Below are 24,617 nucleotides of genomic sequence, written 5' to 3'. Positions count from 1 at the left end.
TGAGGATACTGTAAAAGGAAGGCGTTATGTTGAATCCCTCCATCCCGCTGGTGGCGACGCGTCACGGTAAAATCGTGGGCGTCGTACAGGAAGAAATCCATATCTGGCGCGGTATACCTTATGCCGCGCCGCCAACAGGGGAGCTACGCTGGCGTGCGCCGCAGCCTGTTACGCCCTGGCAGGATGTGCGCCAGGCGGATTGTTTCTCCTGCGCCAGTTGGCAGGATATTACCTGGTGTCGTGAACTCGGCGGCGGCGATCCGGGAAATTTTTCCGAAGACTGTCTCTATCTGAACGTCTGGGCTCCCGCCGTGCGTCATGAACCGTTGCCGGTCATGGTCTGGCTACACGGCGGTGGTTACACCATTGGCGCGGGGAGTTTGCCGCCCTATGACGGTCAAGCGCTGGCGAAGCGCGGCGCGATCGTGGTGACGGTCAATTATCGGCTTGGCCATCTGGGCTTTTTCGCGCATCCGGCGCTGGAAGGCGAAGGGGCGGAGTGTATTCATAATTTCGCTTTACTCGATCAAATCGCTGCGCTGCGTTGGGTGCAGGACAATATTGCCGCGTTTGGCGGCGATACGCAGAATGTGACGTTATTTGGCGAATCCGCCGGCGCCCGCAGCGTGCTGTCGTTGATGGCTTCGCCGTTGGCGAAGGGGCTTTTTCATAAAGCGATTATTCAGAGTGGTTATACGCTGCCGGATACGCCCCGCGAGGTGGCGCTAAAAAAAGGCGTTGCGCTGGCAGAACATCTTGGCTTAGCCCATGCTACTGCCGAACAGCTACGCGCTTTACCGGCAGAGACGTTTTGGCCGCTGGACGCGCCTTTTAAAATTGCCCCGACGCCGATTTCCGGCGACGTCGTGCTGCCGCATCCAATGCTGGAAACCTTCTTTGCGGCGAAACAGCATCCGATACCGGTGATGATCGGCTCGAATAGCGATGAAGCCAGCGTATTGGCAGTTTTTGGCGTCGATATTGCCGGTCAAATTCAAAAAATGCGCCGTGAGCGGCGTGTTGGCCTGGGGTTAATCCGGCTGCTTTATCCTGGAGTGAAAGGCGACGAAGCGCTAGGGCGGCAGGTCTGTCGGGATATGGTATTTACCACGTTGGGTTATGTCGTCATGCAAGCGCAGCAGCGGATCGGCGAACCGTGCTGGCGTTACTGGTTTGATTATGTCGCCGAAGCGGAGCATAACACCTACGCGAATGGTGCCTGTCATGGCAATGAAATACCGTATGTATTCGATACGTTAACGCGGGCTGAGCCCACATGCCATTATGTGAATGAGAATGACCTGGCCTTTGCCTCGCAGGTGGCGGATTACTGGGTGAATTTCGCTCGTCATGCCAGCCGCACGCGCGACGTGCTGCACGGCCCGGTTCGCTGGCCCGCCAGCATTCGTGGGCGAGATCGTCTGTTGCGGATTGGGCTGAACAAACTTGCCGGTTTTAAAGTGGAAAACCGCTTTATGCGTGCGCGTCTGGCGCTGTTTAAACGAGTCATGAAACATCACGTTAGTCTGGAATAAACTTTTCATAACCTGAAGAATGCTGCGTGAGGTTTACATCCGATTAGGTCGGTTCTTATCGACATAAAATATTTACGCTTTTGCACAGTTTCCAGGCGACCAACAATTGGATTATTAATGAATTTTGTCTAGAGTGAGCGGTCAGAAACGGGCACATTCTTGCTGCTGAAAAAACCAGCGCGGGACCATTCACAAGACCAGAAGGACTCATTTTCAGGTATGAATCGTAGACGATTTATTAAAGGTTCAATGGCAATGGCCGCCGTGTGCGGTTCCAGCGGTATTGCTTCACTCTTTTCTCAGGCGGCGTTTGCCGCGGAATCCGATATTGCGGATGGTAAAATTGTCCGTTTTGATTTTGCTGGTCTGCAATCAATGGCCCAGGCGTTAGCGAAAAAGCCCTGGGGCGGCGCGCCGGGACCCTTGCCGGATACGCTCGCCAATCTGACGCCGCAGGCCTATAACAGCATTCAGTATGACGCGGCGCATTCACTCTGGAACGGTGTTGCCAACCGGCAGCTCGATATTCAGTTTTTCCACGTAGGGATGGGCTTTCGTCGTCGCGTACGCATGTTTTCCGTTGATACGACGACGCATCTTGCTCGCGAGATTCATTTTCGCCCGGAACTGTTTAAATACAACGATGCCGGCGTCGACACGACGCAACTGGAAGGGCAGAGCGATCTCGGTTTCGCCGGTTTCCGTGTCTTTAAAGCGCCGGAACTGGCGCGGCGCGATGTCGTCTCCTTCCTGGGCGCCAGTTATTTCCGGGCGGTAGATGATACTTATCAGTATGGCCTGTCGGCTCGCGGGCTGGCGATAGATACCTATACTGACGGTCAGGAAGAGTTCCCTGACTTCACCGCATTCTGGTTTGACACCGCGAAGCCGGGCGATACTACGTTTACCGTTTACGCTCTGCTGGACAGCGCCAGCGTGACGGGCGCGTATAAGTTTGTGATCCATTGCGAAAAATCGCAGGTGATCATGGATGTAGAAAACCATCTCTACGCCCGTAAAGATATAAAGCAACTTGGCATTGCGCCGATGACCAGTATGTTTAGCTGTGGGAATAATGAACGCCGGGTATGCGACACCATTCATCCACAAATTCACGATTCCGATCGGCTGGCGATGTGGCGGGGTAACGGCGAGTGGATTTGCCGCCCGCTGAATAATCCGCAGAAATTGCAGTTCAATGCATATATGGACGATAACCCGAAAGGGTTCGGCCTGCTGCAACTCGATCGCGATTTCTCGCATTATCAGGATGTGATGGGGTGGTACAACAAACGTCCGAGCCTGTGGGTGGAGCCGCGCAGTAAGTGGGGGAAAGGTGCAGTTAGCCTGATGGAGATCCCAACCACTGGCGAAACTCTGGATAATGTGGTCTGTTTCTGGCAGCCGGAAAAAGCGATCAAAGCCGGGGATACGCTGGCGTTTAATTATCGTTTGTACTGGAGCGCGCAGCCGCCGGTACAATCTCCGCTTGCGCGGGTCATGGCGACCCGTACAGGGATGGGCGGCTTTCCCGAAGGTTGGGCGCCGGGCGAACATTACCCGGATAAATGGGCGCGCCGTTTTGCTATTGATTTTGTCGGCGGCGATCTGAAAGCGGCCGCGCCAAAAGGCATTGAGCCGGTGATTACGCTTTCCAGTGGCGAGGCGAAGCAGATTGAGATCCTCTACGTAGAGCCTTTCGACGGTTATCGTATCCAGTTTGACTGGTATCCGACCTCGGATTCTACGGCACCGGTGGATATGCGTATGTTCCTGCGCTGCCAGGGGGAGGCTATCAGCGAAACCTGGCTGTATCAGTATTTCCCGCCCGCGCCGGATAAGCGCCGTTATGTCGACGATCGTATCATGCGTTAGTCAGTTTGCCTTCTGTACCGCCACAAAGGCGGTACAGGTTGCGGAAATTGCCCTGGCATAAACTCATTCGTGAGCTGCTGTTTTTGTGACACGGCCTTTTCATCGTTCTATTTTTGCAACAGTCCTTCCTGTTTATCCCTCTCGATCCTGCGGACAGAGGACATTAAGATAGCTTCACCTTATTTAAGATATAAAGTGAATATAATGAAAAAGAGTTTTCTTGGTGCTGTCCTGTCTCTGGGTTTATTAAGTGCTGCTCATGCAGATGTATATAAATTTGATAATACGCATACCAATGCGGTATTTAATATCGATCATTTCCAGACCTCAACCAATCATGGAGGGTTTTATGCTATTAGCGGCGAACTGAAATATCAGCCGGAAAAGCAAGTCGCAGAGATGCGTGTGACGATTCCCGTGAGCGCCTTAAATACCGGGGTGGATGCGTTTGATAACCATATTCGCAGTAGCGATATTCTGGATGCGGAAAAATATCCAGAAATAGTATTTAAATCGACAAAATGGCATTTTGACGATAATAAACCAGTTTCTATTGACGGTTTGTTAACAATGAAGGGAGTAACTAAGCCCGTCACCTTAACCACCACCAAGTTTGGCTGTTATATGAGCCCGATATTCAAGGCGCAGGTTTGCGGTGGTGATTTTGTCACGCAAATAGATCGCACCCAGTGGGGTGTAGATTATCTGGTCGATATGGGGATGACGAAAGTTGTCGATATAAAAATCCAGGCAGAAGCGGTTAAGCAATAAAGGGAATGATGATGAAAATTATTGTATGTTAAGGGGGATTGGCTATTTGAAGCTTCGCTGATTTCAGGCCGCACTGCCACGATTTTAAAGTGGGACTATGTCACTAAATAGTTGATGGCAACTATTTCGGATTCAGATATGTTAAATTGTCCTACTACTTGAGCTTGTAACCAACGGTTATTTTGTCCCTGATGTCTCTGTAGATTTGATTTTTTCGATCGCAATAATATTGCCTGACATCGCTTCATTGAGCACTTCGACGGCCGTGCTGGCATCGCGATTCTTTATCGACATGTAGACCTTGATATGGGCTTCCACACTTTCAAGGGTAATACCCAGCGCACGGTTAAGCTCTTCAAGATAGTAGTAATAGATGTCTTTAATCGAGCTCATCACGTTGTAGAACACGCTGTTGTGCGATGCCCTGACAATCGCCAGATGGAACTCGTAGTCCGCTTCCGAGTATTTTTTATAATCACCTTTGTGGATCAGCATGTTGTTCAATGCTTCCTCGAGCTGGCGAATGTCATCATCGGTGGCGTGTGTGACGGCGAGCTCCACGCATTTGAACTCCACGGTCTGACGAAAAATCATCATATCGTGAAACTCTTCGCGGCTAAGGTGCATGATTGGGCGGGGATCGTTACTCAACATCTGCGGGGTGAAGTTTTCGCTCACGTAGCTGCCGCTGCCCTGACGCGTCACTACAATCCCCAGGTCACGAAAACGCTGTACTGCGCTGCGAACGCTGACCCGGCTGACGTTAAATGAGGTGGTCAGTTCCGCTTCTGAGGGCAAACGGCTACCCGGCGCCCAACTGCCATCCAGCAGTTTGCTGCTTATCTGATCATAAATTTCATTTACAACATTCTGTTTTTGAATGGATTTTATGCTCAAGATGGGTATCCGTTAAGATGTCGCCGAAGTGCTTTATTATATAACAATTCTCTTTTAAGAACAAAGCGCCCGGCCGGGCGCTTTTCACCGTTAATCGAAACGAATGAGTACCTTAGCAGAGACATTTTTGTCTGTGGCGGTAATCAGCGCGTCTTCAATTTGCTGGGGCGGGAACTCGGCGCTGATAAGCGGGCGAGGATCGACACGCCCATCTTCCAGCCAGCGTACCGCGGTGATGAACTCACCGATAAAACGGAATGAGCCGACCCAGTTGAGTTCTTTAACCAGCATCGTTGACACCGGCCAGCTTACCGGGCTGGCGCCCATCCCCACCTGAACGATAGTGCCGGCAGGGTGGGTGAAGTCGACGCTGGATGCCACGGCAATCGGCGCGCCGGAGGCCTCAAACACGACATCAAAGTAGCCTTTATGCTGCTGATAATGGGCAACCTGTTCTTCATCGCGCGGATCCATCACCGCTGTGGTCCCCATCTGGCGTGCCAGTTCCAGACAGCGTGGGCTGAGATCGGATGCCACCAGTTCAGATGCTCCGGCACTGCGTGCCGCCGCGAGGATCAGACAACCAATGGGGCCTGCGCCAATCACCAGTACGCGTTTGCCGGTCAACTGGCCCGCCTTTTTTACTGCATGAATGGCGACCGCTAGCGGTTCCGAAAAGGCCATTACGTTTGCGGGCACGCGCCTGTCATAAGGAATGCATTGCTCCGGTTTTACCACCACGTATTCAGAAAAACCGCCATTCACATGCGGATTGAACTGCGCGCTGCCCATAAAGCGCATGGAGCCGCACAGATTTTGATGGCCGGAAAGGCACATCTCGCACTGATTGCAGGGGCTGGACGGGTTCACCGCAACCGTCTGGCCCACTTCCAGGTCGCTGCCTGCTGGCACTTTGCTGATCACGCCAACAAACTCATGGCCAATCACCATCGGATGCTTGAGGACAGACATCCCCGCGCGGCCATGCTGATAGTAGTGAATATCAGAGCCACAGATGCCGCCGCAGGCGACCTTCACGACGACGTCATGTTCACTGTGCTCGATTTCACGTGATTCAAAGCGTACGTCTTTTTCCGCATGGGCCAGACAAGCGTTACAGGTTATTTTTTCCATTTTGATAATGACCTCATTATTTGTTGGCAGTTGCCGGGTTAATGGCATTCTTATCCACAGTGTCGGCATTCTTTTTTTCAGGCAGGATCACTTCAATTTTGCCCACCAGGAATATGTAGGCTAATAAGCCCAGTCCGGCGACGCCTGCGATATACCACATGGCATACTGGAAGTTTTGCGTGCGCTGGAGAATAACCCCAATAACAATTGGGCTAACGATCCCTGAAAGGTTGCCGCAAATATTTAAAAAGCCACCCATAGTGCCGAGAAAATTACGGGGAATTACATCGCTCCAGACCACCCAGCCCAGGTTTGAAAAGGCGTTGGCAAAGAACGCAACAGACAGAATGACAATCGCAATAACCGGCTGGTTTTCAAAGAAATTGACCAGGCCAATAATCATGGTGACGCACAGGCCAGCCATAACGGGTAATTTTCGTGCCAGCGTTCGGGATTTTCCTTTTTTCAGCAGCATGTCGCTTAGCGTACCGCCACAGAGCACCCCAAGCATCGCCATAATATAGGGCAGTATGGCGCCTATCCCGGCTTTGGAAATAGAGAGATGCAGTCCTTTTTCCAGGTAAACAATAAACCAGGTCAGGAAAAAATAGAGCGTAGACGAGCAGGCAAACTGGGTGATGAACAAACCCCAAATCGTTTTTTTGCTGAGGAAGAATTTAATATTTTGCCAGCTGATTTTTGCACTCACGGAGGATTGGTTCTCCGAGCCATAGCCGCCGCCTGCTTTGATATAATCCAGTTCGGCCTGGTTCACAGCAGTGCTGTGCTGTGGATCGCGGTAATACATAAGCCAGTAGATGCCAAACAGAATACCGGCGCCACCGGACAGATAAAACGACATTTCCCAACCGTAGTTAGCCACAATAAAGGCGAGGGCAGGCGTCAGCAGCGCGAGACCGATATATTGTGCACTGGAATAAATCGCGGTCGCACGGGCACGTTCATGGTCCGGGAACCAGGTGGCGATTATTTTTGTGTTAGACGGGAAGGATGGCGCTTCGGCAACACCAATTAATGCGCGGCAGGCCAGAAGCATTGCAAATGAAGCGGTTGCCGTCGCGAATAAATGGTGTGAGGCGAACCCCATCATAAAGGTAAAAATACTCCACAGAATAATCGCACCACCATAAAGAATACGTGAGCCAATGCGATCAAGAACATAGCCGACAGGAATTTGACTGGCAGCGTAGGCCCAGGTAAACATGGAGAAAAGCAAACCCAGTTGTGTTGGCGTCAGACTGAAATCATTCTGGATATTCGAACCAGCAACGGCAAGATTGGCGCGATCCATATAATTAATTGCAGTCACAATAAACAGCAATGTGAGAATAAAGAGTCGTTGTCTTGAAGCCTTCATAATAATACCTGTGTTATATCGGCATGCATCGGGGTAAACACATGCCATCAATTTTAAAGGCGAGTAGGTAGAGTGCGGGCGACTTATAAAACTGCGAGCCAGCCACCATCGACGTAAATAATCTGCCCGTTGATATAATCTGATGCTCTGGATGATAAGAAGATGGCGGTGCCGATGAGCTCTTCCGGACGACCCCAACGTTGAGAAGGGGTGCTGCTTTTCACCCAGCTATCGAACTGCTTGTCTTCAATAAGCGCGGTGTTCATGTCGGTCAGAATGTAGCCAGGTCCAATGGCGTTGGTCTGGATATTAAACTGCGCCCATTCAGCAGCCATCGAGCAGGTGAGCATTTTGATGCCGCCTTTTGCTGCCGTGTACGGGGCAACAGTCGGGCGGGCCGCCTGGCTGGTGAGCGAGCCGATATTAATAATTTTGCCGCCGCTGTTGCGGGCGATCATCCGTTTTGCTGCCGAGCGGGAGACTAAAAATGCGCTGGTCAGGTTAGTGTCGATCACCTTCTGCCAGTTTTCCAGCTCCAACTCGACCATTGGTTTGCGGTACTGAATACCGGCGTTATTGATCAGGATATCAACATGGATCCCTTCTGCATCAAGATTGCTAAAAGCTGCCTCAATCGCCAGTTCATCGGTGACGTCAAAAGCCACGCCATGCGCGTCGTAGCCTTTTCTGGTCAGCGTATCCACTGATTCGGCCAACAGCGTGGCGCGAATATCATTCAGGATAACCCGTGCACCCGCAGCGGCAAGACCCTCTGCGTAGGCAAAGCCCAGTCCTCGTGCAGAACCCGTTACCAGCGCCGTTTTCCCAGTTAAATCAAATAAAGCGGTCATGTTGTTTCCTCACTTGTTTAATTTGTATGACGACTATCCTTTTTAGGTTGAATTTTCGCCCTGATAAAATCAACAGTTCACCCATGAATTTGCAACAAGGATCACAAACAGCTCCACATGGCGATCGCGCAATTAATATTAATTAATTGAATTATATGTATATATTTGATTTGAATTTAACGCAGTTTGATCGCTGTCACAGAATGGCACTCGCAGCGATCCGCTGTAAAAGAAGCGTGATATAACAGCGTAAAGTTGTAGGACAACTTACGTATATCTGTTGTATCATCCACAACGGTTTGACATGCGGTAAATTCGCTGAGTTAAGGAGTGAAAGTGAGTAACCTGAAAATTACCAACGTGAAAACGATTCTGACGGCGCCGGGCGGCATTGATTTGGCAGTCGTTAAGATAGAAACCAACGAGCCAGGGCTGTATGGGCTAGGATGCGCGACATTTACCCAGCGTATCTTCGCGGTAAAAAGCGCGATCGATGAGTACATGGCGCCTTTTCTGGTTGGCAAAGATCCGACCCGTATTGAGGACATCTGGCAGTCAGGCGTGGTGAGCGGCTACTGGCGCAATGGCCCGATCATGAACAATGCATTGTCCGGCGTGGACATGGCACTGTGGGATATCAAAGGTAAGCTAGCGGGGATGCCGGTTTATGATCTGCTGGGCGGCAAATGTCGTGATGGGATCCCACTGTACTGCCACACCGATGGTGGTGATGAAGTTGAAGTGGAAGATAACATCCGAGCCAGAATGGAAGAGGGTTACCAGTACGTTCGCTGCCAGATGGGAATGTATGGCGGTGCGGGGACCGATGACCTTAAACTGATCGCCACGCAGCTAGCTCGTGCGAAGAACATTCAGCCGAAACGTTCACCGCGCAGCAAAACGCCCGGCATCTACTTTGACCCGGATGCCTACGCCAAAAGCGTTCCGCGTCTGTTCGACCACCTGCGTAACAAGCTCGGTTTTGGCATCGAATTTATTCATGATGTACATGAGCGCGTGACCCCGGTGACTGCCATTAATCTGGCCAAAACGCTTGAACAGTATCAACTATTTTATCTTGAGGATCCGGTGGCACCGGAAAACATCGACTGGCTGAAAATGTTGCGCCAGCAGTCTTCCACTCCGATATCCATGGGTGAGCTGTTTGTGAATGTGAATGAGTGGAAGCCGCTCATCGACAACAGGCTCATCGACTACATTCGCTGCCACGTGAGTACCATCGGCGGCATTACGCCGGCAAAGAAACTTGCTGTCTACAGCGAACTGAACGGTGTGCGCACCGCATGGCACGGGCCGGGCGACATTTCTCCAGTCGGGGTTTGCGCCAATATGCATTTGGATTTGAGTTCACCGAACTTTGGCATTCAGGAATACACGCCAATGAACGACGCGCTGCGTGATGTCTTCCCGGGCTGCCCTGAGATTGACCACGGTTATGCCTATCTGAACGATAAGCCGGGTCTGGGTATTGACATTGATGAAGCCAAAGCGGCGAAATATCCGTGCGAGGGGGGAATCCCATCCTGGACAATGGCGCGCACACCAGACGGTACGGCCTCAAGACCGTAAGCAATGAAGGCCCGGCTTGCATCTGCCGGGTCTTATTCCCGACGTCCTGATGGACTCCGTTTTAGAAACAGGAATTATTGTATATTGAGGCTGCTTTTTAATCAGTGACCACTTCTCTATAAGGAGCCTGAATATTTCCCTCAACAACGCTTTCGGTAGAAAATGACGCGCTCTGTTTCCTCAAATCCTAACGCCTGGTGAACTTTCTGGGAAATTGTATTTTCCGGCGTGGTATCAGAGGCCATTTCCCGACACCCTTTATTCGTTCCCCATCGTTGCACCGCTGCAATCAATTGTTTCGCTACGCCGCGTTGACGGAACGAGGGGAGAACAAAAATACCTTCAAGAAAAGCCACGGGCGAACTGTCACAGCCATTGACATAATCGTGGCGGATTGAGGCATCCGCAAAGCCAATCGCCACCCCGTCTGCCATCGCAACAAATGATGCCAAATGATCGGCTTGCAGGATTTCTTCGCCGTCTGCCAGATGGGCGTCATCCGGGTGACCGGGCCAGAGCTGTTTTCGCAATCCGCGCCAGTGCTCCAGATGGGTTTTGTTCATTTGCCTGATGTCCATTAACGCGCTCCTGATGAGGGGTCTGACATGATGAGACGGCATCCCGCCTGCTGATAACGTCGGGCGATAGCAGACGGGAGCGCACTGTCGCTAAGAATGGTAGTAATACAGGACAGCGTCGCCACCGCATGGGGTTCTACAGTATCAAACTTTGAGTGATCGGCCATCAATATGACCTCGCGTGAGCGCTGAATAATGCGCGTTTTAACGCCCACTTCAAACATGGTAGCGTTGGTGATGCCCGTTTCAATCGACAGCGCATCGCAGGAGATAAAGGCGCGTTCAACGGCAAAGGCGTTAATCATCTCCAGCGCCAGACTCTCGCCCACCGAAAAGTAACCGGGGCGAATCAGTCCGCCGATAATATAACTCTCTACGTGTGGGAAGCCACCCAGTTCATTAGCGATTTTGATGTCATTGCAAATGACTTTTACTTTGGCGTCGACCAGACATTTTGCCAGTTCCAGACAGGTGGAGCCGGAGTCGAGAAAAAAGCAGTCTCCATCCTTGATGAACGTGCGGGCGAGGGCGGCGATTTCGCGTTTCGCCTCGCTTTGTAACGTTCGCTTAACGTCGAAAACATATTCTTTATCTTCCGTACTGTCGTCGAAGTCAATACAACCATGGCCGCGAACCATACCGGGATAACGGCTGGCGATATAGTGAAAATCCCGGCGCACGGTTGCCTCTGCATAGCCAAAAAGCTCAATAGCTTGTTGTGTTGAGAGGTGCCTGTGTTGCCAAAGGTAATGCAACATCTGTTTGATACGGTCGGGGCGCTGTTGGCTCATCAGCATATGACTCCTTTATAGCGCGGTGAATTGTGACAACGTCACATTATAGTTCGCCGTCGTGAACAACGCCCGGCCAATCACCAGATGCTGTGCGCCTGCGGCGGCAAGCAGCCGTGCGGCGCGAAGTGTAATACCGCCGTCCGCCCAGCATTCCGCAGCAGGGAAATGCTCTCTGCTTTGGCTCACTTTTTCACACATCGTGGCGATAAATTGCTGCCCGCGCCCGTCAGGTTCGCTGGTCATGATCATCAGCGCATCCAGTTGCAATGCCAGATAACGATAAGGCAATAGCGGCGTTGCCGGGTTAAGCGCCAGTCCTGCTTTCGCCCCGATAGCGCGAATATCCGCCAGAATCTCCGGGGGGTTTTGCACGCTTTCGGCATGAATGAAAATCCAGCCGGGGCGGATAGCTGCAAGCCAGGGTAACCAGCGTTGCGGTGATGAGACCATCAGGTGAAATGAGAGCGGATGGCGAGTGTGTTGTGCGACTGCCTGAATGGTTTTCATACCGAAGGTAATATTGTTGATGAAACTGGTATCTTCGATATCCAGATGCAGCGAGCCGAGAGGCGCATCGTGTAAAGCGGTCAACGCCTCGGCATAGCGCAGCGGATCGGCGGAGGCCAGTGAAGGGTGCAGGATCATCGAAACCTCCATCAGCGCAATGCGGTTAATTGCGCGAAAAGCGCGGCGTCATTTGGCGCATCTTGCAGCATCGCGACGCTTTTCGGCGAGTCGAGCCACTGGCTGATGCGTTGAATGGTGCGAATATGTGCTTCGGCATCCGTGGCGCTGGCGCAAAGCAACAGCCAGATGGGATCGCAATCCGCATTGCCGAAAGCGACCGGCGTTGCTAACGTAGTGACGCTGATTTGATTATGGTTAGCGCCTTGCTCTGGTCTGGCATGGGGCAGCGCAATCCCCGGCGCGATAAGATAATATGGCCCCCATTTAAGGGTGTTCTCAATAATACCGTCCAGGTAGCAGGGGGCCGCCGCGCCGAAGGTAATCAGCGGACGAACGGCGATATCCAGCGCGTGTCGCCAGTCGCTGGCATGGCGTTGCGCCTGAATCCACTTAACATCATTAATCATCGATCGTTGACTCCTTGCCGGTTCGGGTTACTCTGAAACCGATCCCCGACGTGTCTTTTGGCGAAGGCGACGGAGATCGGCAGAAGAGTTATCGCTCTCTGCAGGGGATAAGCGTTTTGCTTATCCCCATTTTATTGTCGGATATGGCGTACTTTCTCCATAAACTTCGCCACGCGCGCCTGGTCGACAAAGTTGGCGAAGACGCCGTCTTTTTTAAACGTGGTTGCCGTTACGCATCCGTCGGCAATGCAGAGCTGCTCCTCGACGTTTTCCAGACACACCCCGGTATTCGCCAGCACGACCGTGTCGGGAACGGTCTCTTTTACCCGCTTCAGTATGGCGCTATCCGTGCGGGCGCCCGCCGTCAGCCCCGAGACGCACAGAGCATCGGGGTTATTGTTAAATACGGTCGATTTCGCAATTGAACAGACATCCCGGTTTCCCAGATACACCGCCGCTTCCGGCACGATGTTAAACAGCGTTTTCACGTGGCCTGCGCCGATGCGATGCTGATGGCGAATGGTTTCGCCGACATTCGTATCCCAGACGCCAAAATCGCTGGCGTAAGCGCCGGTGAAAATTTCGCGAATAAATTTTGCGTCGGTCGCCATCGCCAAATCAAACGAGGCCACAGGGTCCCACAACACGTTTACCCCAAACGGTACGCGGATTTCACTCATTAATTGACCGATGATTCTTGCCATCGCGGCGGTCGTTTCCGGTCTGACTTTCGTTAAATAAGGCAGACTAAATTCGTTGGAGAACATCACCGCATCCACGCCGCCATTTTGTAGCGCCATTAAATCGTCATGGGCGCGGTCAATTACCCAGTTCATGCCTTTCCTGGTATCGAACCCGGGATCGCCCGGCAACGCCCGTAAATGGCACATGGCGATAACGGCTTTTTCTGTTCCTATTACCTCTTTTAGCCAACTCATTCTGGGTTGCTCCTTATTCCGGTAGTTCACGTTTACGTAAGACAAGTATGATGCTGGCGACAATGCCGACCACAATAACCACGCCAATCATGCCCAGCGACATCAATTCAGATATTGACCAGCCAAACATATTTCCCACCGACAGCGCAGTAATTTGCGCGTTTTCAGCGGCGAAGCTAAAGCCGCCTTTGAGCGCCATATCGGTAAAGTACGGCGCGAACTGGGTGGCGATCAGCAAAACGGTAATCATGACAATGATGCCGCTGAGCAGAGTACGAATCAGATCGCCGCGATGAATAACCGTGGCCATGCAGATAAAAAACGGCGCAACCGGTAAATCAGCCAGCGGCAGGACTTTATTGCCCGGCAGTATGCTCGCCAGAATTAACATGATGGGAATTAACAGCAGTCCAACCGCGATGGTGGTCGGGTGGCCTAACGTCACTGCGGTATCCAGACCGATAAAGACTTCGCGCCCTTTAAAGTGTTTCTGGAAGAACTTACGCGCGCCGTCGGAAATGGGCATTAATCCCTCAACGATAAGGCGAATCATGCGCGGAAACAGCACCATAATCGCCGCCACGGTAATCATTAAGGTTGCGCACCCTTTAAAGCCTTCGCCTGCGGCAAGTCCGAAGATCAGCCCGAGAACAACGCCAATGATCACCGGGTCGCCGACCATCCCATACCGTTTTTGGATCTCCTGAGCATCAATATTGCGTCCTTTCATAAACGGTATTTTTTCATATATCGCATCCAGTAATACGAACAACGGCACGGAACTGGAGCCATACCCTTGCGGAATAGAAATCCCTTCCAGACCCACAATGTTCTGTACTCGTTTCGCCGTCCAGTCGGCCATTTTCAACGACAAGGCGGCGTGGCAAATCGCGCCCAGTACGCCATAAATCAGACTGCCGGTCATCAACTGGACGACCGTTCCGGTAATGGCGTAGTGCCAGTAGTTATAAATATCAACGTTCATGGTTTTGGTCAGACGAGTCACCAGCATACCGACGTTGAGCAGAAAGATAACGGGAATGATCATCGCGCCGATGGCCGTCGCATAGCCGACGCCGGATGCGGGCCCGGCGCCGACGTCAAACACATGCAGCGTCAGGCCAAAACGCTCAATCATCACTTTAATCGGCGGACTGAGACTGTCGATCGCCATGACGATCACTAACCCCATGCCGACAAAACCGATGCCGACCGTCACCCCGGCTTTCACCGCCTGCAGCCAGGGAATACGAAAGATTAAGCCGATGATAATCATAATGATGGGCACAAAAACGGTGCCGCCGAGAGACAGGATGTAATCAAACATAATGCCCCCTTTATTGTGTTAACAGCGCCTTGATTTCTTGTTTTAATGCGTCGTCGTTGATGCCTGTCAGCAGGGCGGCGCCGTTGAGCGTCGGGATGCCATAGTCACTGTGCGTACGCATGGACGTTACGATGAGATCCATACCGTTACAGTTCAACGGGATCTCATTCAGACAACATTGCGCCGTGGTTGCCGCAATGCCTTGCTCCGCAAGAAAGTCCTGCAGTTTTTGTGCAATCATGGTTGATGTCGACATGCCGGTACCACATGCCACAAGGATCTTTTTCATCATGGTCGTGCCTCTTGTGTAGCGCCTGTTTCAGGCTCAATGGGAAACTGTTCTGGCGACATATTGGCCAGCGCAGTCAGTAAACGGATACAATCAGCCAGGTCGCGCAGGCTGGCGACTTCGGCTGGCGAGTGGGTATAGCGGCAGGGAATAGAAAGACTGGCACAGGGAATACCGTCCAGTTCAACCTGAATGTAGCCGGTTTCGGTGATGACGCCTGGCGCGACTTCTCGCTGTACGGGAATATTATTTTCGTGCGCGGTGGTCTCCAGCATCCGCAGCAAACGCGGCGGCGTAATCAGTCCCGCCAACGTACCGCGTCCGTGATAGTTCAGACAGGTGATGCCGACGCCGTGGTTGACCCGCACATCCGAGTAATCCTGCAGGTCAGGCGTGTCGCAGGATGGGGTGATATCAATACCAATCGCCAGGTCGGGGCGCACGCGTCGTAAAACGGGAATAATGCCGCGAATATTGAACTCTTCCTGCACCGACGCGACCAGGAATACCGCGATATCGAGCGGTGTGGAGGCGAGGGCCTCGGCGACGCCCAGTAGCGCCGTACACCCCAGCCTGTCATCCAGCGCCTTACTGCATACCAGGTCGTTGCCCAGACAGTGCGGCGGGTTGTAAAGGGTTACTGGCGTCCCCACCTGAATACCCATTCGTTCGGCATCCGCTTTATCTTTTGCGCCGATATCAATCCAGAGTTTATCAAGAGCGGGAGGCTGGGTGCGCTCGTCACCCTTCGCGAAGTGATATGCTTTAATACCGATACAGCCCATGATATCGCCTGAACGTCCGGCAAGCGTCACAATCGAACCGGGCATAGTAATTTGCGCCGGGCCGCCCACGCGTTCAAAACGTAAAAAACCGGAGGGTTCGATCTTGCGTACCATAAAACCCACTTCATCCATATGCGCAAAAATCATCAGGCGAAGCGCGTCGGATTTATCGCTGCCATAACGGGCGACGACATTGCCCAGGCGATCCCGCCAGACGTCTTTGGCCTGCTGTTCAAACGCGTGCTGCATAACGTTTGCAATACTGCTTTCATGTCCTGAAATCCCGTTTAGCCGCAGTAAAGAAAAAAGCGTTTCCTGCACAGAAAAGGTCATTGGCGTCTCCGTGGTGATAAAACAATCAGTCGTTGAGCGTTTTATAGGCGGAGAATGGTTGGATAAGTGTGAAATGTGTCACGCGGAAATACGCTAAATATGGCCAATAAAAAATAATGTGATGGCGATACAATAAAAACGCTCATATCACCTGCGGGTTATCGGTAAACCAGGCTATTTATGTGATCACGACCAACAACGAAGAAGGGCAACGCGATGGTGGAAATTATTCCTGTTAGCACGACGCTGGAACTACAAGCGGCAGATGAAAGTCATGTTCCGGCGCTGCACCAACTGGTACTCAAAAACAAAGCGTGGCTACAACAGTCGCTCGACTGGCCGCAATATGTCACGTCGCAGGAGGAAACGCGTAAGCATGTGCAGGGTAATATACTGTTGCACCAGCGTGGTTACGCCAAAATGTACCTGATTTTCTGCCAGAATGAGATGGCGGGCGTACTCTCATTTAATGCCATCGAACCGGTAAACAAAGCCGCCTATATCGGTTACTGGCTGGATGAGTCCCTCCAGGGACAAGGGATAATGTCGCAATCATTACAGGCGCTGATGACACATTATGCCCGGCGCGGCGATATTCGGCGCTTCGTCATTAAATGCCGCGTTGATAATCAGGCCAGTAACGCAGTCGCACGGCGCAACCATTTTACGCTGGAGGGCTGTATGAAGCAGGCGGAGTATCTTAACGGCGACTATCACGACGTTAATATGTATGCCCGCATTATTGATGCGGATTAAAGGGAACCGACTAAGGGGGTACGCGTAATACGATCCTCGCCATTGATCACTTTTGGGCCGCGCAGGTGAATAGTATTGCCGTCAAAGGCTATCACCGCTGCCCGTCCGCTAATCTCGACCTGGTGCTCAATCAGAATTTCGCCCTGTATACAGGCCTGGCCTTCAATCAGCACGCGGTCGTCCAGTAAAATCGGGCCTCCGCGTACCTCAGCATGTCCGCCTACCAGCACATGATGTTTTAACACACAGTTGCCTTCGATTAATGCATGTTCCGCTACCTGCGAGCTGTAGCGAAGGGTAGGGATAGCATCTTCCTCTGTGCCGGCGATAACCCGCGCATGGCCATAGACTTTGGCGCAGTCACAGATCCAGACATTATTGTCTTTGTTGCCTTCGATGAGCGCGAAATCAAAGACCTCCGCCCGGTGCTCAATAAAAGCGTGAGTGATAGTGGCGTCGCCATAAAGCTGTACCTGATGGACAATCCGCGAATGGTTCACGGTGGCGCGATCGTAAATTTGTAAAATCTGCGCATGTTCATGCGTTAGTCCCTGAACGGCGAGAATTTCTGACTGGTTTAACACGCGGGCATCGCCATAAATCGCACACTCTCCGCGCACGGAAGAGGACTGAATGGTGACGTTGTCACTTATCCGCGCGCCATCGCTGATATCAGCGCGATCAATCCAGACGTTATCGCCTATTCGCACGTTATTGTAGAGCGTGCACGGCTGCGTGATACGCGCGTTCCCCGTAATTTCCGTGCCCGCAAAGGCCATCGCGTTTTCATCATAAATCCAGCAATCCCCCTGTTGTGACAGCACATTATCGGCATCAACCCAGCCGCCGGAGGTTCCGGCTTTAACATCGTTAAAATCCGTTACGGCAATAACTTGTCGTAATAAGACGCTTTTCTTCTCACCGTCTACCTGATAAGTAAAAGCACGAGGTTCTTCACTCAGTCGATATTTGGTCATAGGGAAATTCCGTGTGAACGATTAAGATAACCGTAGCAAAGGTACTGGCGAAACAACCAGAAATTCCATAAAATGCATTTCAAATATACTTTATAAATTAAACAAAATGCGTAATCACAAGCAGAGCGATCGCGTGCTCAATCTGCCTGCGGGCTATTTTGGCATCGTCCTTGGCACTATCGGTATGGGATTCGCCTGGCGTTATGCCAGCCAGATATGGGCAATAAGCCACTGGCCCGGCGACATCATGGTGATCCTGGCGATGATTATTTGGGCACTCTTGACCCTGGCGTTCCTTAGCCGTCTGGTGCGCTTTCCCCATAGCGTGATGGCTGAAGTGCGACATCCGGTAATGAGCAGTTTTGTCAGCCTGTTTCCCGCCACCACGATGCTGGTCGCGATCGGTTTTGTTCCCTGGTATCGCCCGTTGGCCGTTGCGCTATTCAGCGTGGGGGTCGTCATACAACTGGCGTATGCCGCCTGGCAGACGGCGGGACTTTGGCGCGGAGCGCATCCGGAAGAAGCGACAACCCCAGGACTTTATCTGCCCACGGTAGCGAATAATTTTATCAGCGCTATGGCCTGTGGAGCGCTCGGTTACAATGATGCCGGACTGGTGTTTTTAGGCGCAGGCGTCTTTTCGTGGTTAAGTCTGGAGCCGGTTATTTTGCAGCGACTGCGTAGCTGCGGCGAATTACCGGCAGTGCTGCGTACGTCGCTGGGTATCCAACTGGCGCCTGCTCTGGTCGCCTGTAGCGCCTGGCTGAGCGTCAATGGCGGGGAGGGCGACACGCTGGCGAAAATGCTATTCGGCTACGGTCTGTTACAGCTTTTATTTATGCTGCGATTAATGCCCTGGTATTTATCACAACCGTTTAATGCTTCCTTCTGGAGTTTTTCGTTCGGCGTTTCCGCGCTGGCGACCACGGGGTTACATCTTGGTCACGGTAGTGAATCAGGGCTTTTTCATATTCTGGCCGTCCCGCTGTTTATTTTCACTAACGCTATTATCGCCTTATTGCTGGTTCGTACATTTCTATTGCTGGTGCAGGGGACGTTGCTTATTCGCACTGAGCGCGCTGCACTGTTGAAAACGGAGGAAAAAAATGACCGTTCGTGACGAAAATTACTTTACTGAGAAATACGGATTAACCCGCACGCATTCGGATGTGCTGGCGGCGGCAAAGGTTGTCGCGCCGGGCCGAACGCTGGATTTGGGATGCGGCAATGGCCGCAATAGTCTGTATCTGGCCGCGAACGGTTATGACGTTACCGCGTGGGATAAAAATCCGGCCAGTATGGCTAACCTTGAGCGTATTAAAGCGGCAGAGGGGCTGGATAATCTGCAAACCGACATTGTCGATCTGAATACACTGACCTTTGACGGCGAGTACGATTTTATTCTCTCGACAGTGGTTATGATGTTTCTTGAGGCGCAAACCATTCCCGGTTTAATTGCCAATATGCAACGCTGCACAAAAACCGGCGGGTATAATTTGATTGTTGCGGCAATGGATACGCCGGACTTTCCCTGTACGGTGGGATTCCCGTTCGCTTTTAAAGAAGGCGAATTACGCCGCTATTACGAAGGATGGGACATGCTGAAATACAACGAAGATGTCGGCGAGCTTCACCGCACGGACGAAAACGGCAACCGTATCAAACTGCGCTTTGCTACGATGCTGGCGAGAAAAACGGCCTGAGCGATGCAAGTTCTGTAAGTCTCGCAGCGTTCGGCATTTTTTTGTCGGGCGCTGCGTTCAAATTGTGCTGTCGTTACCATTTTTAGTGCATCCAGAATGATTTCGTTTTGCTATTATTTCCTTTGCATCATTGCGAAGACTAAAGGGATCGTTTCATGCGTACTCATACTTTATTTAAAGTTGCAGTGCTTACTGGCTTGCTGGCGTTATCCGGCTGTGCGTCCAAAGTCACACAGCCGGATAAGTATTCTGGATTCTTAAAAAATTATTCGGACCTGCAGGAAACTACCTCCGCCACGGGAAAACCGGTGTTGCGCTGGGTAGATCCACATTTCAATGACTCTAACTATGATAGTATTGTTTACAATCCGATAACATATTATCCCGTCCCCAAACCAACGACCCAGGTCGGGCAGCAAGTTCTTGATAAACTGCTGGCTTATACGAACACTAAAGTAAAATCAGCGATTGAACAGCGCAAACCGCTGGTCACGACGCCAGGGCCGCGCAGTTTGATTTTCCGCGGGGCGATTACGGGCGTGGATACCAGCAAAGAAGGGCTGCAATTCTATGAGGTGATCCCTGTAGCGCTGATTGTGGCGGGCACGCAAATGGCGACGGGCCACCGGACCATGGATACCCACCTCTATTTTGAGGGTGAGCTGATAGATGCCGCGACCAACAAGCCGGTTGTCAAGGTAGTACGTCAGGGTGAAGGTAAAGACCTGAGCAATTCCAGTACGCCAATGGCGTTTGAGACGTTGAAACAGGTCGTGGATGATATGGCGACGGATACCTCTATGTTTGACGTTAACAAAAAATAATTCTGCGGCGCCATCGTAAGATGGCGCAAACCCCGGCAGATTAGCGGTCACCATCAGCCAGACAACGATGGGCGGCGCGTTTTCGTTAATACTGCGTAGCCTATCCCGCCAGCGATCAACCCCCAGAATGCCGATCCGATGCCCATCAGCGTTAGCCCGCTGGCGGTGACGAGAAATGCGATAACTGCCGCGTCACGCTCACTTTCGTGAGTAAGCGCCTGATACAGACTACCGCTAATCGTACTTAACAGTGCCAGACCAGCCAGCATTTGCACCCAGCTAACCGGCAGGGCGACCATCAGCGCGGTTATCGAACCGCCAAACCACCCGGCAAGTAAATAAAAAACGCCTGCGGCGGCGGCCGCTAACCAGCGACGCGTTGGATCGGGGTGCGCGTCCGGGCTTTGACAAATGGCGGCTGTAATGGCGGCAATGCAGATAGAATAAACGCCAAATGGCGAAAGCAGCAGCGCCAGCAATCCGGTAAAAATCATTAACGGAGAGACAGGAAGCTGATAGCCAGACGCCTTCATTGTGGCGACGCCGGGGGCGTTTTGCGATGCCATCGTCACCAGGAAGAGCGGTACCGCGACGCTCAGGCTTTGAGCGAATGAAAAGTGGGGGGGAACGAAGGTGGGCCACACCGGCGCGAAATGAATACCGCCCATCGCCACCTTACCCTGGATGAGCGCCACCGTTATTCCCATTACCATGGCAGCAATAACGGCATAGCGGGGCGCGAATACTTTAAAGAGTAGCCACGCCAATAGCATACCGCCGCACATGACAAATTCTCCATTGAGCGTCCCGAACGCCTGCAGGCCGAAGCGTAGCAGTATTCCCGCCAGCATTGCAGCGGCAAGAGAATGGGGGATTATCCGCATCAAACGCGCAAACAATCCCGTGACGCCGCACAGCACAATCAGGGCATTGGCGACAATGAATATGCCCACGGCATCTGGCAACGATAATCCCTGAAGCCCTGTCACCAACAGGGCGGCGCCAGGCGTTGACCAGGCGGTTAAAACCGGCGCACGATACCACAAGGTTAACGTTAGTGTGCTTATGCCCATGGCTATACCGAGGGCGGTCATCCAGCCGGCGATCTCTGCGGGTGTTGCGCCAGCGGCAAGCGCCGCCTGCCAGATAATGGCGGCGGAACTCGCATAGCCGACCAGAACGGCGACCAGACCAGATAATACAGTAGGTAACGGCAGTGATAACAGACGCATGATCGCCTCTTGTGCGTTATAACGGTCAGTCAATGTAGCATTGTGCGTTATAGCGTACAAGTGATACGCTATGGTCTTACAGGGGGGGAAAATGGATAACCTGACACACTATCTGGCGACCACGTTAAGAACGTTACGCCATCAGCGAGGCTGGAGTTTATCGCGTCTGGCGGAGATCTCCGGCGTCTCAAAAGCCATGTTGGGGCAGATAGAGCGTAATGAATCCAGCCCGACAGTCGCAACGCTGTGGAAAATTGCGACGGGCCTGAACGTTCCATTCTCAATGTTTATTTCGCCTCCGCAGGCCGAATTTCCGCCAACCTTCGATCCCCAGCAGCAAGCGATGGTAATTACACCGCTGTTTCCGTGGGACCCTGAACTCTGTTTTGACTATTTTTCCCTATTGCTGGCGCCTGGCGCGTGCAGCGAATCAGCGCCGCATAAAGCCGGCGTTATCGAACATGTGGTGGTGATTCAGGGTCGGCTGGACATGTGTACTGGTGGGGTATGGCAAACCATAGACGCCGGTAAAGGTTTGCGTTTTGCCGGCGATACGGCGCATACCTATCGCAACAGCAGTGACCAGACGGTTCATTTTCACTCGCTGATCCATTACCCGCGTGATTAAGCGGGAAAACTATTTCGTTAGTTTGCGCTTCTGACTACAATAGCCGCCATTTCGCTGCTATTGGATAAGAAAGACTGTATGCGCCAGCAACCTCACTATCTCGAATTGTTAAGTCCGGCCCGTGACGCCGCAATTGCTCGCGAAGCGATTTTGCATGGCGCAGATGCCGTCTATATCGGCGGACCCGGTTTTGGCGCACGTCATAACGCCAGTAACAGTCTGCGCGATATCGCCGATCTGGTCCCGTTTGCTCACCGTTACGGCGCCAGGATTTTTGTCACGCTGAATACTATCCTGCATGATGATGAGCTGGAGCCCGCGCAGCGGTTAATCACCGATTTGTACAACACCGGGGTGGATGCGCTGATTGTGCAGGATATGGGCATTCTGGAACTGGATATCCCGCCGATTGAGCTTCACGCCAGTACACAGTGTGATATTCGCAGCGTGGAAAAAGCGAAGTTTCTTGCCGATGTCGGTTTTTCACAGATTGTACTGGCGCGCGAACTTAATTTGACTCAGATAGCGGCTATTCATCAGGCTACTGACGCCACAATTGAGTTCTTCATTCATGGCGCGCTGTGTGTCGCTTATTCTGGGCAGTGTTATATCTCTCATGCGCAAACCGGGCGCAGCGCCAATCGGGGCGACTGTTCGCAGGCCTGTCGTTTACCGTATACGTTAAAAGACGATCAGGGGCGGGTGGTCTCTTACGAAAAACATTTGCTATCGATGAAAGATAACGACCAAACGGCTAACCTCGGCGCGTTGATCGATGCAGGCGTACGTTCCTTCAAGATTGAAGGGCGTTACAAAGACATGAGCTATGTCAAAAACATCACCGCGCATTATCGTCAGATGCTGGACGCGATTATCGAGCAACGTGGCGATCTGGCGCGTGCGTCGGTTGGTCGGACCGAGCACTTTTTTGTTCCCTCCACGGAGAAAACCTTCCACCGCGGCAGCACCGACTATTTTGTTAACGCGCGGAAAGGTGATATTGGCGCATTTGATTCACCAAAATTTATTGGCTTGCCGGTAGGCGAGGTGCTGAATGTGGCGAAGGATTATCTCGACGTAGAAGCTACGGAGCTGTTGGCGAATGGCGATGGCCTGAACGTGTTGATTAAGCGTGAAGTGGTAGGTTTTCGCGCCAATACGGTGGAGAAAACCGGTCATAACCGCTACCGCGTTTGGCCAAATGATATGCCTGCCGACCTGCATAAAGTCCGTCCGCATCATCCGTTGAATCGTAATCTGGATCATAACTGGCAGCAAGCGCTGACAAAAACCTCCAGTGAGCGCCGTGTGGCGGTTGATATCATGCTGGGCGGCTGGCAGGAACAGCTTATTCTGACGCTGACCAGTGAAGATGGTGTTTGCATCACGCATACGCTTGACGGGGTATTTGAGGAAGCCAATAACTCTGAAAAAGCGTTGAATAACCTAAAAGCCGGACTGGCGAAGCTGGGACAGACGCCTTACTACGCGCGTGATATGCAGGTGACATTACCGGCGGCGTTGTTCGTGCCAAATAGCCTGCTCAATCAGTTCCGTCGGGAGGCGATTGATATGCTTGACGCGGCGCGGCTGGCCCATTATCAACGAGGTCGTCGGAAAGCCGTGGCGCAGCCTGCGCCGGTCTATCCGCAAACGCATCTCAGCTTTCTCGCTAATGTCTACAACCACAAAGCGCGGGAATTTTATCACCGTTACGGCGTACAATTGATTGATGCGGCCTATGAGGCGCATCAGGAGAAGGGCGAGGTACCGGTCATGATCACCAAACACTGCCTGCGTTTTGCGTTCAACCTTTGTCCTAAGCAGGCGAAAGGAAATATTAAGAGCTGGAAAGCCACGCCGATGCAGTTGGTGCATGGCGATGAAGTACTGACGCTAAAATTCGACTGCCGCCCTTGCGAAATGCATGTCATTGGCAAAATTAAAAACCACATCTTAAAAATGCCCCAGCCCGGCAGCGTTGTCGCTTCAGTGAGCCCTGAAGCGCTGATGAAAACGCTGCCGAAGCGCAGGGGCGTTTAATTAACGAAAATAGCTCTCTGGTTTGCGCGATTTCTGCCAGTTGTGGTGCTCGCGCAAGCCTTCCGCGGATTCTTCCGCTGCCGCCCGTAATTCATCGCTGTCGGCTTCGTGTCTAAGCTGGTGTCCTCCCGTCGCAAACCATACGAACGCGTGGTCTTGCTGTTTCGCCAGTAACTGGCCTGAAAACAGCGCACAGGTCAGTAAAACTACTGATAACGTTTTTGTAAACATCATGCCACCTTCCAGTTACGTCGTGAGGCTATGATGCCAATAATTTCTTTGAGT

The 24,617-nt window shown here is 52.2% G+C and carries 25 protein-coding genes; 10 read left to right on the top strand and 15 right to left on the bottom strand.

Going from position 1 to position 24,617, the window contains the following annotated elements:
• Positions 1 to 26 precede the first annotated feature (26 nt).
• The 3 genes from ABVN36_RS08760 to ABVN36_RS08750 all read left to right on the top strand — a co-directional run bounded on the left by ABVN36_RS08760 (position 27) and on the right by ABVN36_RS08750 (position 4,181).
• Entirely contained in the window at positions 27 to 1,535 is a 1,509-nt protein-coding gene (locus tag ABVN36_RS08760; protein WP_000933983.1) for a carboxylesterase/lipase family protein, read from the top strand.
• 219 nt (positions 1,536 to 1,754) lie between these two features.
• Positions 1,755 to 3,410, top strand: a complete 1,656-nt coding sequence (locus ABVN36_RS08755; protein ID WP_001081947.1) for a glucan biosynthesis protein D — start codon at positions 1,755 to 1,757, stop codon at positions 3,408 to 3,410.
• A 195-nt stretch (positions 3,411 to 3,605) separates the two neighbouring features.
• On the top strand, positions 3,606 to 4,181 hold the full coding sequence (locus ABVN36_RS08750) for a YceI family protein (protein ID WP_075321923.1): 576 nt from the start codon (positions 3,606 to 3,608) through the stop codon (positions 4,179 to 4,181).
• A 177-nt stretch (positions 4,182 to 4,358) separates the two neighbouring features.
• Here ABVN36_RS08750 and ABVN36_RS08745 read toward each other — a convergent pair whose 3' ends face one another.
• From ABVN36_RS08745 to ABVN36_RS08730, 4 genes are all read right to left on the bottom strand, one after another.
• A complete protein-coding gene (locus tag ABVN36_RS08745) occupies positions 4,359 to 5,078 on the bottom strand; it encodes a FadR/GntR family transcriptional regulator (protein ID WP_000023780.1) in 720 nt (239 codons plus the stop codon).
• A gap of 90 nt (positions 5,079 to 5,168) precedes the next feature.
• Entirely contained in the window at positions 5,169 to 6,260 is a 1,092-nt protein-coding gene (idnD, locus tag ABVN36_RS08740; protein WP_023137912.1) for an L-idonate 5-dehydrogenase, read from the bottom strand.
• Positions 6,229 to 7,590: an MFS transporter gene (locus ABVN36_RS08735; RefSeq protein ID WP_023137913.1), complete on the bottom strand. Its 1,362-nt coding sequence runs from the start codon at positions 7,588 to 7,590 to the stop codon at positions 6,229 to 6,231. Before ABVN36_RS08735 ends, idnD begins: the two co-directional genes overlap by 32 nt.
• 83 nt (positions 7,591 to 7,673) lie before the next feature.
• The gene (locus tag ABVN36_RS08730; protein ID WP_023137914.1) at positions 7,674 to 8,441 is read right to left on the bottom strand and encodes an SDR family oxidoreductase; all 768 of its coding nucleotides are present in this window, start codon (positions 8,439 to 8,441) and stop codon (positions 7,674 to 7,676) included.
• Between the two features lie 336 nt (positions 8,442 to 8,777).
• Between ABVN36_RS08730 and ABVN36_RS08725 the strand changes: the two genes are divergently transcribed.
• Complete coding sequence (locus ABVN36_RS08725) at positions 8,778 to 10,031, top strand: D-galactonate dehydratase (RefSeq protein ID WP_000067285.1); 1,254 nt, start codon at positions 8,778 to 8,780, stop codon at positions 10,029 to 10,031.
• Between the two features lie 140 nt (positions 10,032 to 10,171).
• Here the strand turns inward: ABVN36_RS08725 and aac(6') are convergent, their stop codons facing one another.
• The 8 genes from aac(6') to ABVN36_RS08685 all read right to left on the bottom strand — a co-directional run bounded on the left by aac(6') (position 10,172) and on the right by ABVN36_RS08685 (position 16,169).
• Complete coding sequence (gene aac(6'), locus ABVN36_RS08720; protein WP_020898785.1) at positions 10,172 to 10,609, bottom strand: cryptic aminoglycoside N-acetyltransferase AAC(6')-Iy/Iaa; 438 nt, start codon at positions 10,607 to 10,609, stop codon at positions 10,172 to 10,174.
• Positions 10,609 to 11,400, bottom strand: coding sequence for a DeoR/GlpR family DNA-binding transcription regulator (locus tag ABVN36_RS08715; protein ID WP_001670738.1), 792 nt, complete (start codon positions 11,398 to 11,400; stop codon positions 10,609 to 10,611). Before ABVN36_RS08715 ends, aac(6') begins: the two co-directional genes overlap by 1 nt.
• Positions 11,401 to 11,415: 15 nt before the next feature.
• The gene (locus ABVN36_RS08710) at positions 11,416 to 12,048 is read right to left on the bottom strand and encodes a ribulose-phosphate 3 epimerase family protein (RefSeq protein WP_023137915.1); all 633 of its coding nucleotides are present in this window, start codon (positions 12,046 to 12,048) and stop codon (positions 11,416 to 11,418) included.
• An 11-nt stretch (positions 12,049 to 12,059) separates the two neighbouring features.
• On the bottom strand, positions 12,060 to 12,497 hold the full coding sequence (sgcA, locus tag ABVN36_RS08705; protein WP_023137916.1) for an SgcA family PTS sugar transporter subunit IIA: 438 nt from the start codon (positions 12,495 to 12,497) through the stop codon (positions 12,060 to 12,062).
• 131 nt (positions 12,498 to 12,628) lie between these two features.
• On the bottom strand, positions 12,629 to 13,435 hold the full coding sequence (gene sgcQ, locus ABVN36_RS08700; RefSeq protein ID WP_000118615.1) for a BtpA family protein SgcQ: 807 nt from the start codon (positions 13,433 to 13,435) through the stop codon (positions 12,629 to 12,631).
• 13 nt (positions 13,436 to 13,448) lie between these two features.
• Positions 13,449 to 14,762 (bottom strand): PTS sugar transporter subunit IIC SgcC, encoded by a 1,314-nt coding sequence (gene sgcC / locus ABVN36_RS08695; RefSeq protein ID WP_000460835.1) that lies wholly within the window; start codon positions 14,760 to 14,762, stop codon positions 13,449 to 13,451.
• A 10-nt stretch (positions 14,763 to 14,772) separates the two neighbouring features.
• Positions 14,773 to 15,054, bottom strand: coding sequence for a PTS sugar transporter subunit IIB SgcB (gene sgcB / locus ABVN36_RS08690; protein WP_000976132.1), 282 nt, complete (start codon positions 15,052 to 15,054; stop codon positions 14,773 to 14,775).
• Positions 15,051 to 16,169 (bottom strand): M42 family metallopeptidase, encoded by a 1,119-nt coding sequence (locus tag ABVN36_RS08685; protein WP_000144623.1) that lies wholly within the window; start codon positions 16,167 to 16,169, stop codon positions 15,051 to 15,053. Before ABVN36_RS08685 ends, sgcB begins: the two co-directional genes overlap by 4 nt.
• 216 nt (positions 16,170 to 16,385) lie before the next feature.
• Here ABVN36_RS08685 and rimL point away from each other — a divergent pair, with 216 nt between their 5' ends.
• On the top strand, positions 16,386 to 16,925 hold the full coding sequence (gene rimL, locus ABVN36_RS08680; protein WP_000229295.1) for a 50S ribosomal protein L7/L12-serine acetyltransferase: 540 nt from the start codon (positions 16,386 to 16,388) through the stop codon (positions 16,923 to 16,925).
• On the opposite strand, the gene ydcK is transcribed toward rimL, so the two are convergent.
• Positions 16,922 to 17,902 (bottom strand): YdcK family protein, encoded by a 981-nt coding sequence (gene ydcK, locus ABVN36_RS08675; RefSeq protein ID WP_000170586.1) that lies wholly within the window; start codon positions 17,900 to 17,902, stop codon positions 16,922 to 16,924. The genes rimL and ydcK overlap by 4 nt on opposite strands.
• A 106-nt stretch (positions 17,903 to 18,008) precedes the next feature.
• Between ydcK and tehA the strand changes: the two genes are divergently transcribed.
• From tehA to ABVN36_RS08660, 3 genes are all read left to right on the top strand, one after another.
• Positions 18,009 to 19,022: a dicarboxylate transporter/tellurite-resistance protein TehA gene (gene tehA, locus ABVN36_RS08670; protein ID WP_001243996.1), complete on the top strand. Its 1,014-nt coding sequence runs from the start codon at positions 18,009 to 18,011 to the stop codon at positions 19,020 to 19,022.
• Positions 19,009 to 19,605, top strand: coding sequence for a tellurite resistance methyltransferase TehB (tehB, locus tag ABVN36_RS08665; RefSeq protein ID WP_000218277.1), 597 nt, complete (start codon positions 19,009 to 19,011; stop codon positions 19,603 to 19,605). The genes tehA and tehB overlap by 14 nt, the downstream gene beginning before the upstream one ends.
• A gap of 155 nt (positions 19,606 to 19,760) precedes the next feature.
• Positions 19,761 to 20,429 carry a DUF3313 domain-containing protein gene (locus ABVN36_RS08660; RefSeq protein ID WP_001259025.1) on the top strand — a complete coding sequence of 223 codons (669 nt, stop codon included), beginning with the start codon at positions 19,761 to 19,763 and terminating at the stop codon, positions 20,427 to 20,429.
• Between the two features lie 53 nt (positions 20,430 to 20,482).
• On the opposite strand, the gene ABVN36_RS08655 is transcribed toward ABVN36_RS08660, so the two are convergent.
• Positions 20,483 to 21,661, bottom strand: a complete 1,179-nt coding sequence (locus tag ABVN36_RS08655; protein ID WP_020898782.1) for a benzoate/H(+) symporter BenE family transporter — start codon at positions 21,659 to 21,661, stop codon at positions 20,483 to 20,485.
• 91 nt (positions 21,662 to 21,752) lie between these two features.
• Between ABVN36_RS08655 and ABVN36_RS08650 the strand changes: the two genes are divergently transcribed.
• Both ABVN36_RS08650 and ABVN36_RS08645 read left to right on the top strand, forming a co-directional pair.
• Entirely contained in the window at positions 21,753 to 22,289 is a 537-nt protein-coding gene (locus ABVN36_RS08650; protein ID WP_000369543.1) for a helix-turn-helix domain-containing protein, read from the top strand.
• 78 nt (positions 22,290 to 22,367) lie between these two features.
• Entirely contained in the window at positions 22,368 to 24,332 is a 1,965-nt protein-coding gene (locus ABVN36_RS08645) for a U32 family peptidase (RefSeq protein WP_023137917.1), read from the top strand.
• Here the strand turns inward: ABVN36_RS08645 and ABVN36_RS08640 are convergent, their stop codons facing one another.
• A complete protein-coding gene (locus ABVN36_RS08640) occupies positions 24,333 to 24,563 on the bottom strand; it encodes a YncJ family protein (protein ID WP_001537894.1) in 231 nt (76 codons plus the stop codon).
• Positions 24,564 to 24,617: the final 54 nt, after the last annotated feature.

The sequence above is a fragment of the Salmonella sp. SJTUF15581 genome, assembly GCF_043356775.1.
GTDB classification, from domain to species: domain Bacteria; phylum Pseudomonadota; class Gammaproteobacteria; order Enterobacterales; family Enterobacteriaceae; genus Salmonella; species Salmonella enterica.
The sequence above is the reverse complement of the archived record's forward strand: the minus strand, read 5'-3'. Positions and strand labels throughout refer to the sequence as shown.

Bases quoted from the DNA above. Each gene is read 5' to 3' on its own strand.
- ABVN36_RS08755 (WP_001081947.1), top strand. From the start codon at position 1,755: ATGAATCGTAGACGATTTATTAAAGGTTCAATGGCAATGGCCGCCGTG.
- ABVN36_RS08685 (WP_000144623.1), bottom strand. From the start codon at position 16,169: ATGACCTTTTCTGTGCAGGAAACGCTTTTTTCTTTACTGCGGCTAAAC.
- sgcC (WP_000460835.1), bottom strand. From the start codon at position 14,762: ATGTTTGATTACATCCTGTCTCTCGGCGGCACCGTTTTTGTGCCCATC.
- ABVN36_RS08715 (WP_001670738.1), bottom strand. From the start codon at position 11,400: ATGAGCCAACAGCGCCCCGACCGTATCAAACAGATGTTGCATTACCTT.
- ABVN36_RS08640 (WP_001537894.1), bottom strand. From the start codon at position 24,563: ATGTTTACAAAAACGTTATCAGTAGTTTTACTGACCTGTGCGCTGTTT.
- ABVN36_RS08760 (WP_000933983.1), top strand. From the start codon at position 27: ATGTTGAATCCCTCCATCCCGCTGGTGGCGACGCGTCACGGTAAAATC.
- ABVN36_RS08655 (WP_020898782.1), bottom strand. From the start codon at position 21,661: ATGCGTCTGTTATCACTGCCGTTACCTACTGTATTATCTGGTCTGGTC.
- sgcA (WP_023137916.1), bottom strand. From the start codon at position 12,497: ATGATTAATGATGTTAAGTGGATTCAGGCGCAACGCCATGCCAGCGAC.
- ABVN36_RS08650 (WP_000369543.1), top strand. From the start codon at position 21,753: ATGGATAACCTGACACACTATCTGGCGACCACGTTAAGAACGTTACGC.
- tehB (WP_000218277.1), top strand. From the start codon at position 19,009: ATGACCGTTCGTGACGAAAATTACTTTACTGAGAAATACGGATTAACC.
- idnD (WP_023137912.1), bottom strand. From the start codon at position 6,260: ATGCCATTAACCCGGCAACTGCCAACAAATAATGAGGTCATTATCAAA.
- ABVN36_RS08645 (WP_023137917.1), top strand. From the start codon at position 22,368: ATGCGCCAGCAACCTCACTATCTCGAATTGTTAAGTCCGGCCCGTGAC.
- sgcB (WP_000976132.1), bottom strand. From the start codon at position 15,054: ATGATGAAAAAGATCCTTGTGGCATGTGGTACCGGCATGTCGACATCA.
- ydcK (WP_000170586.1), bottom strand. From the start codon at position 17,902: ATGACCAAATATCGACTGAGTGAAGAACCTCGTGCTTTTACTTATCAG.
- sgcQ (WP_000118615.1), bottom strand. From the start codon at position 13,435: ATGAGTTGGCTAAAAGAGGTAATAGGAACAGAAAAAGCCGTTATCGCC.
- ABVN36_RS08735 (WP_023137913.1), bottom strand. From the start codon at position 7,590: ATGAAGGCTTCAAGACAACGACTCTTTATTCTCACATTGCTGTTTATT.
- ABVN36_RS08660 (WP_001259025.1), top strand. From the start codon at position 19,761: ATGCGTACTCATACTTTATTTAAAGTTGCAGTGCTTACTGGCTTGCTG.
- tehA (WP_001243996.1), top strand. From the start codon at position 18,009: ATGCGTAATCACAAGCAGAGCGATCGCGTGCTCAATCTGCCTGCGGGC.
- ABVN36_RS08730 (WP_023137914.1), bottom strand. From the start codon at position 8,441: ATGACCGCTTTATTTGATTTAACTGGGAAAACGGCGCTGGTAACGGGT.
- ABVN36_RS08710 (WP_023137915.1), bottom strand. From the start codon at position 12,048: ATGATCCTGCACCCTTCACTGGCCTCCGCCGATCCGCTGCGCTATGCC.
- rimL (WP_000229295.1), top strand. From the start codon at position 16,386: ATGGTGGAAATTATTCCTGTTAGCACGACGCTGGAACTACAAGCGGCA.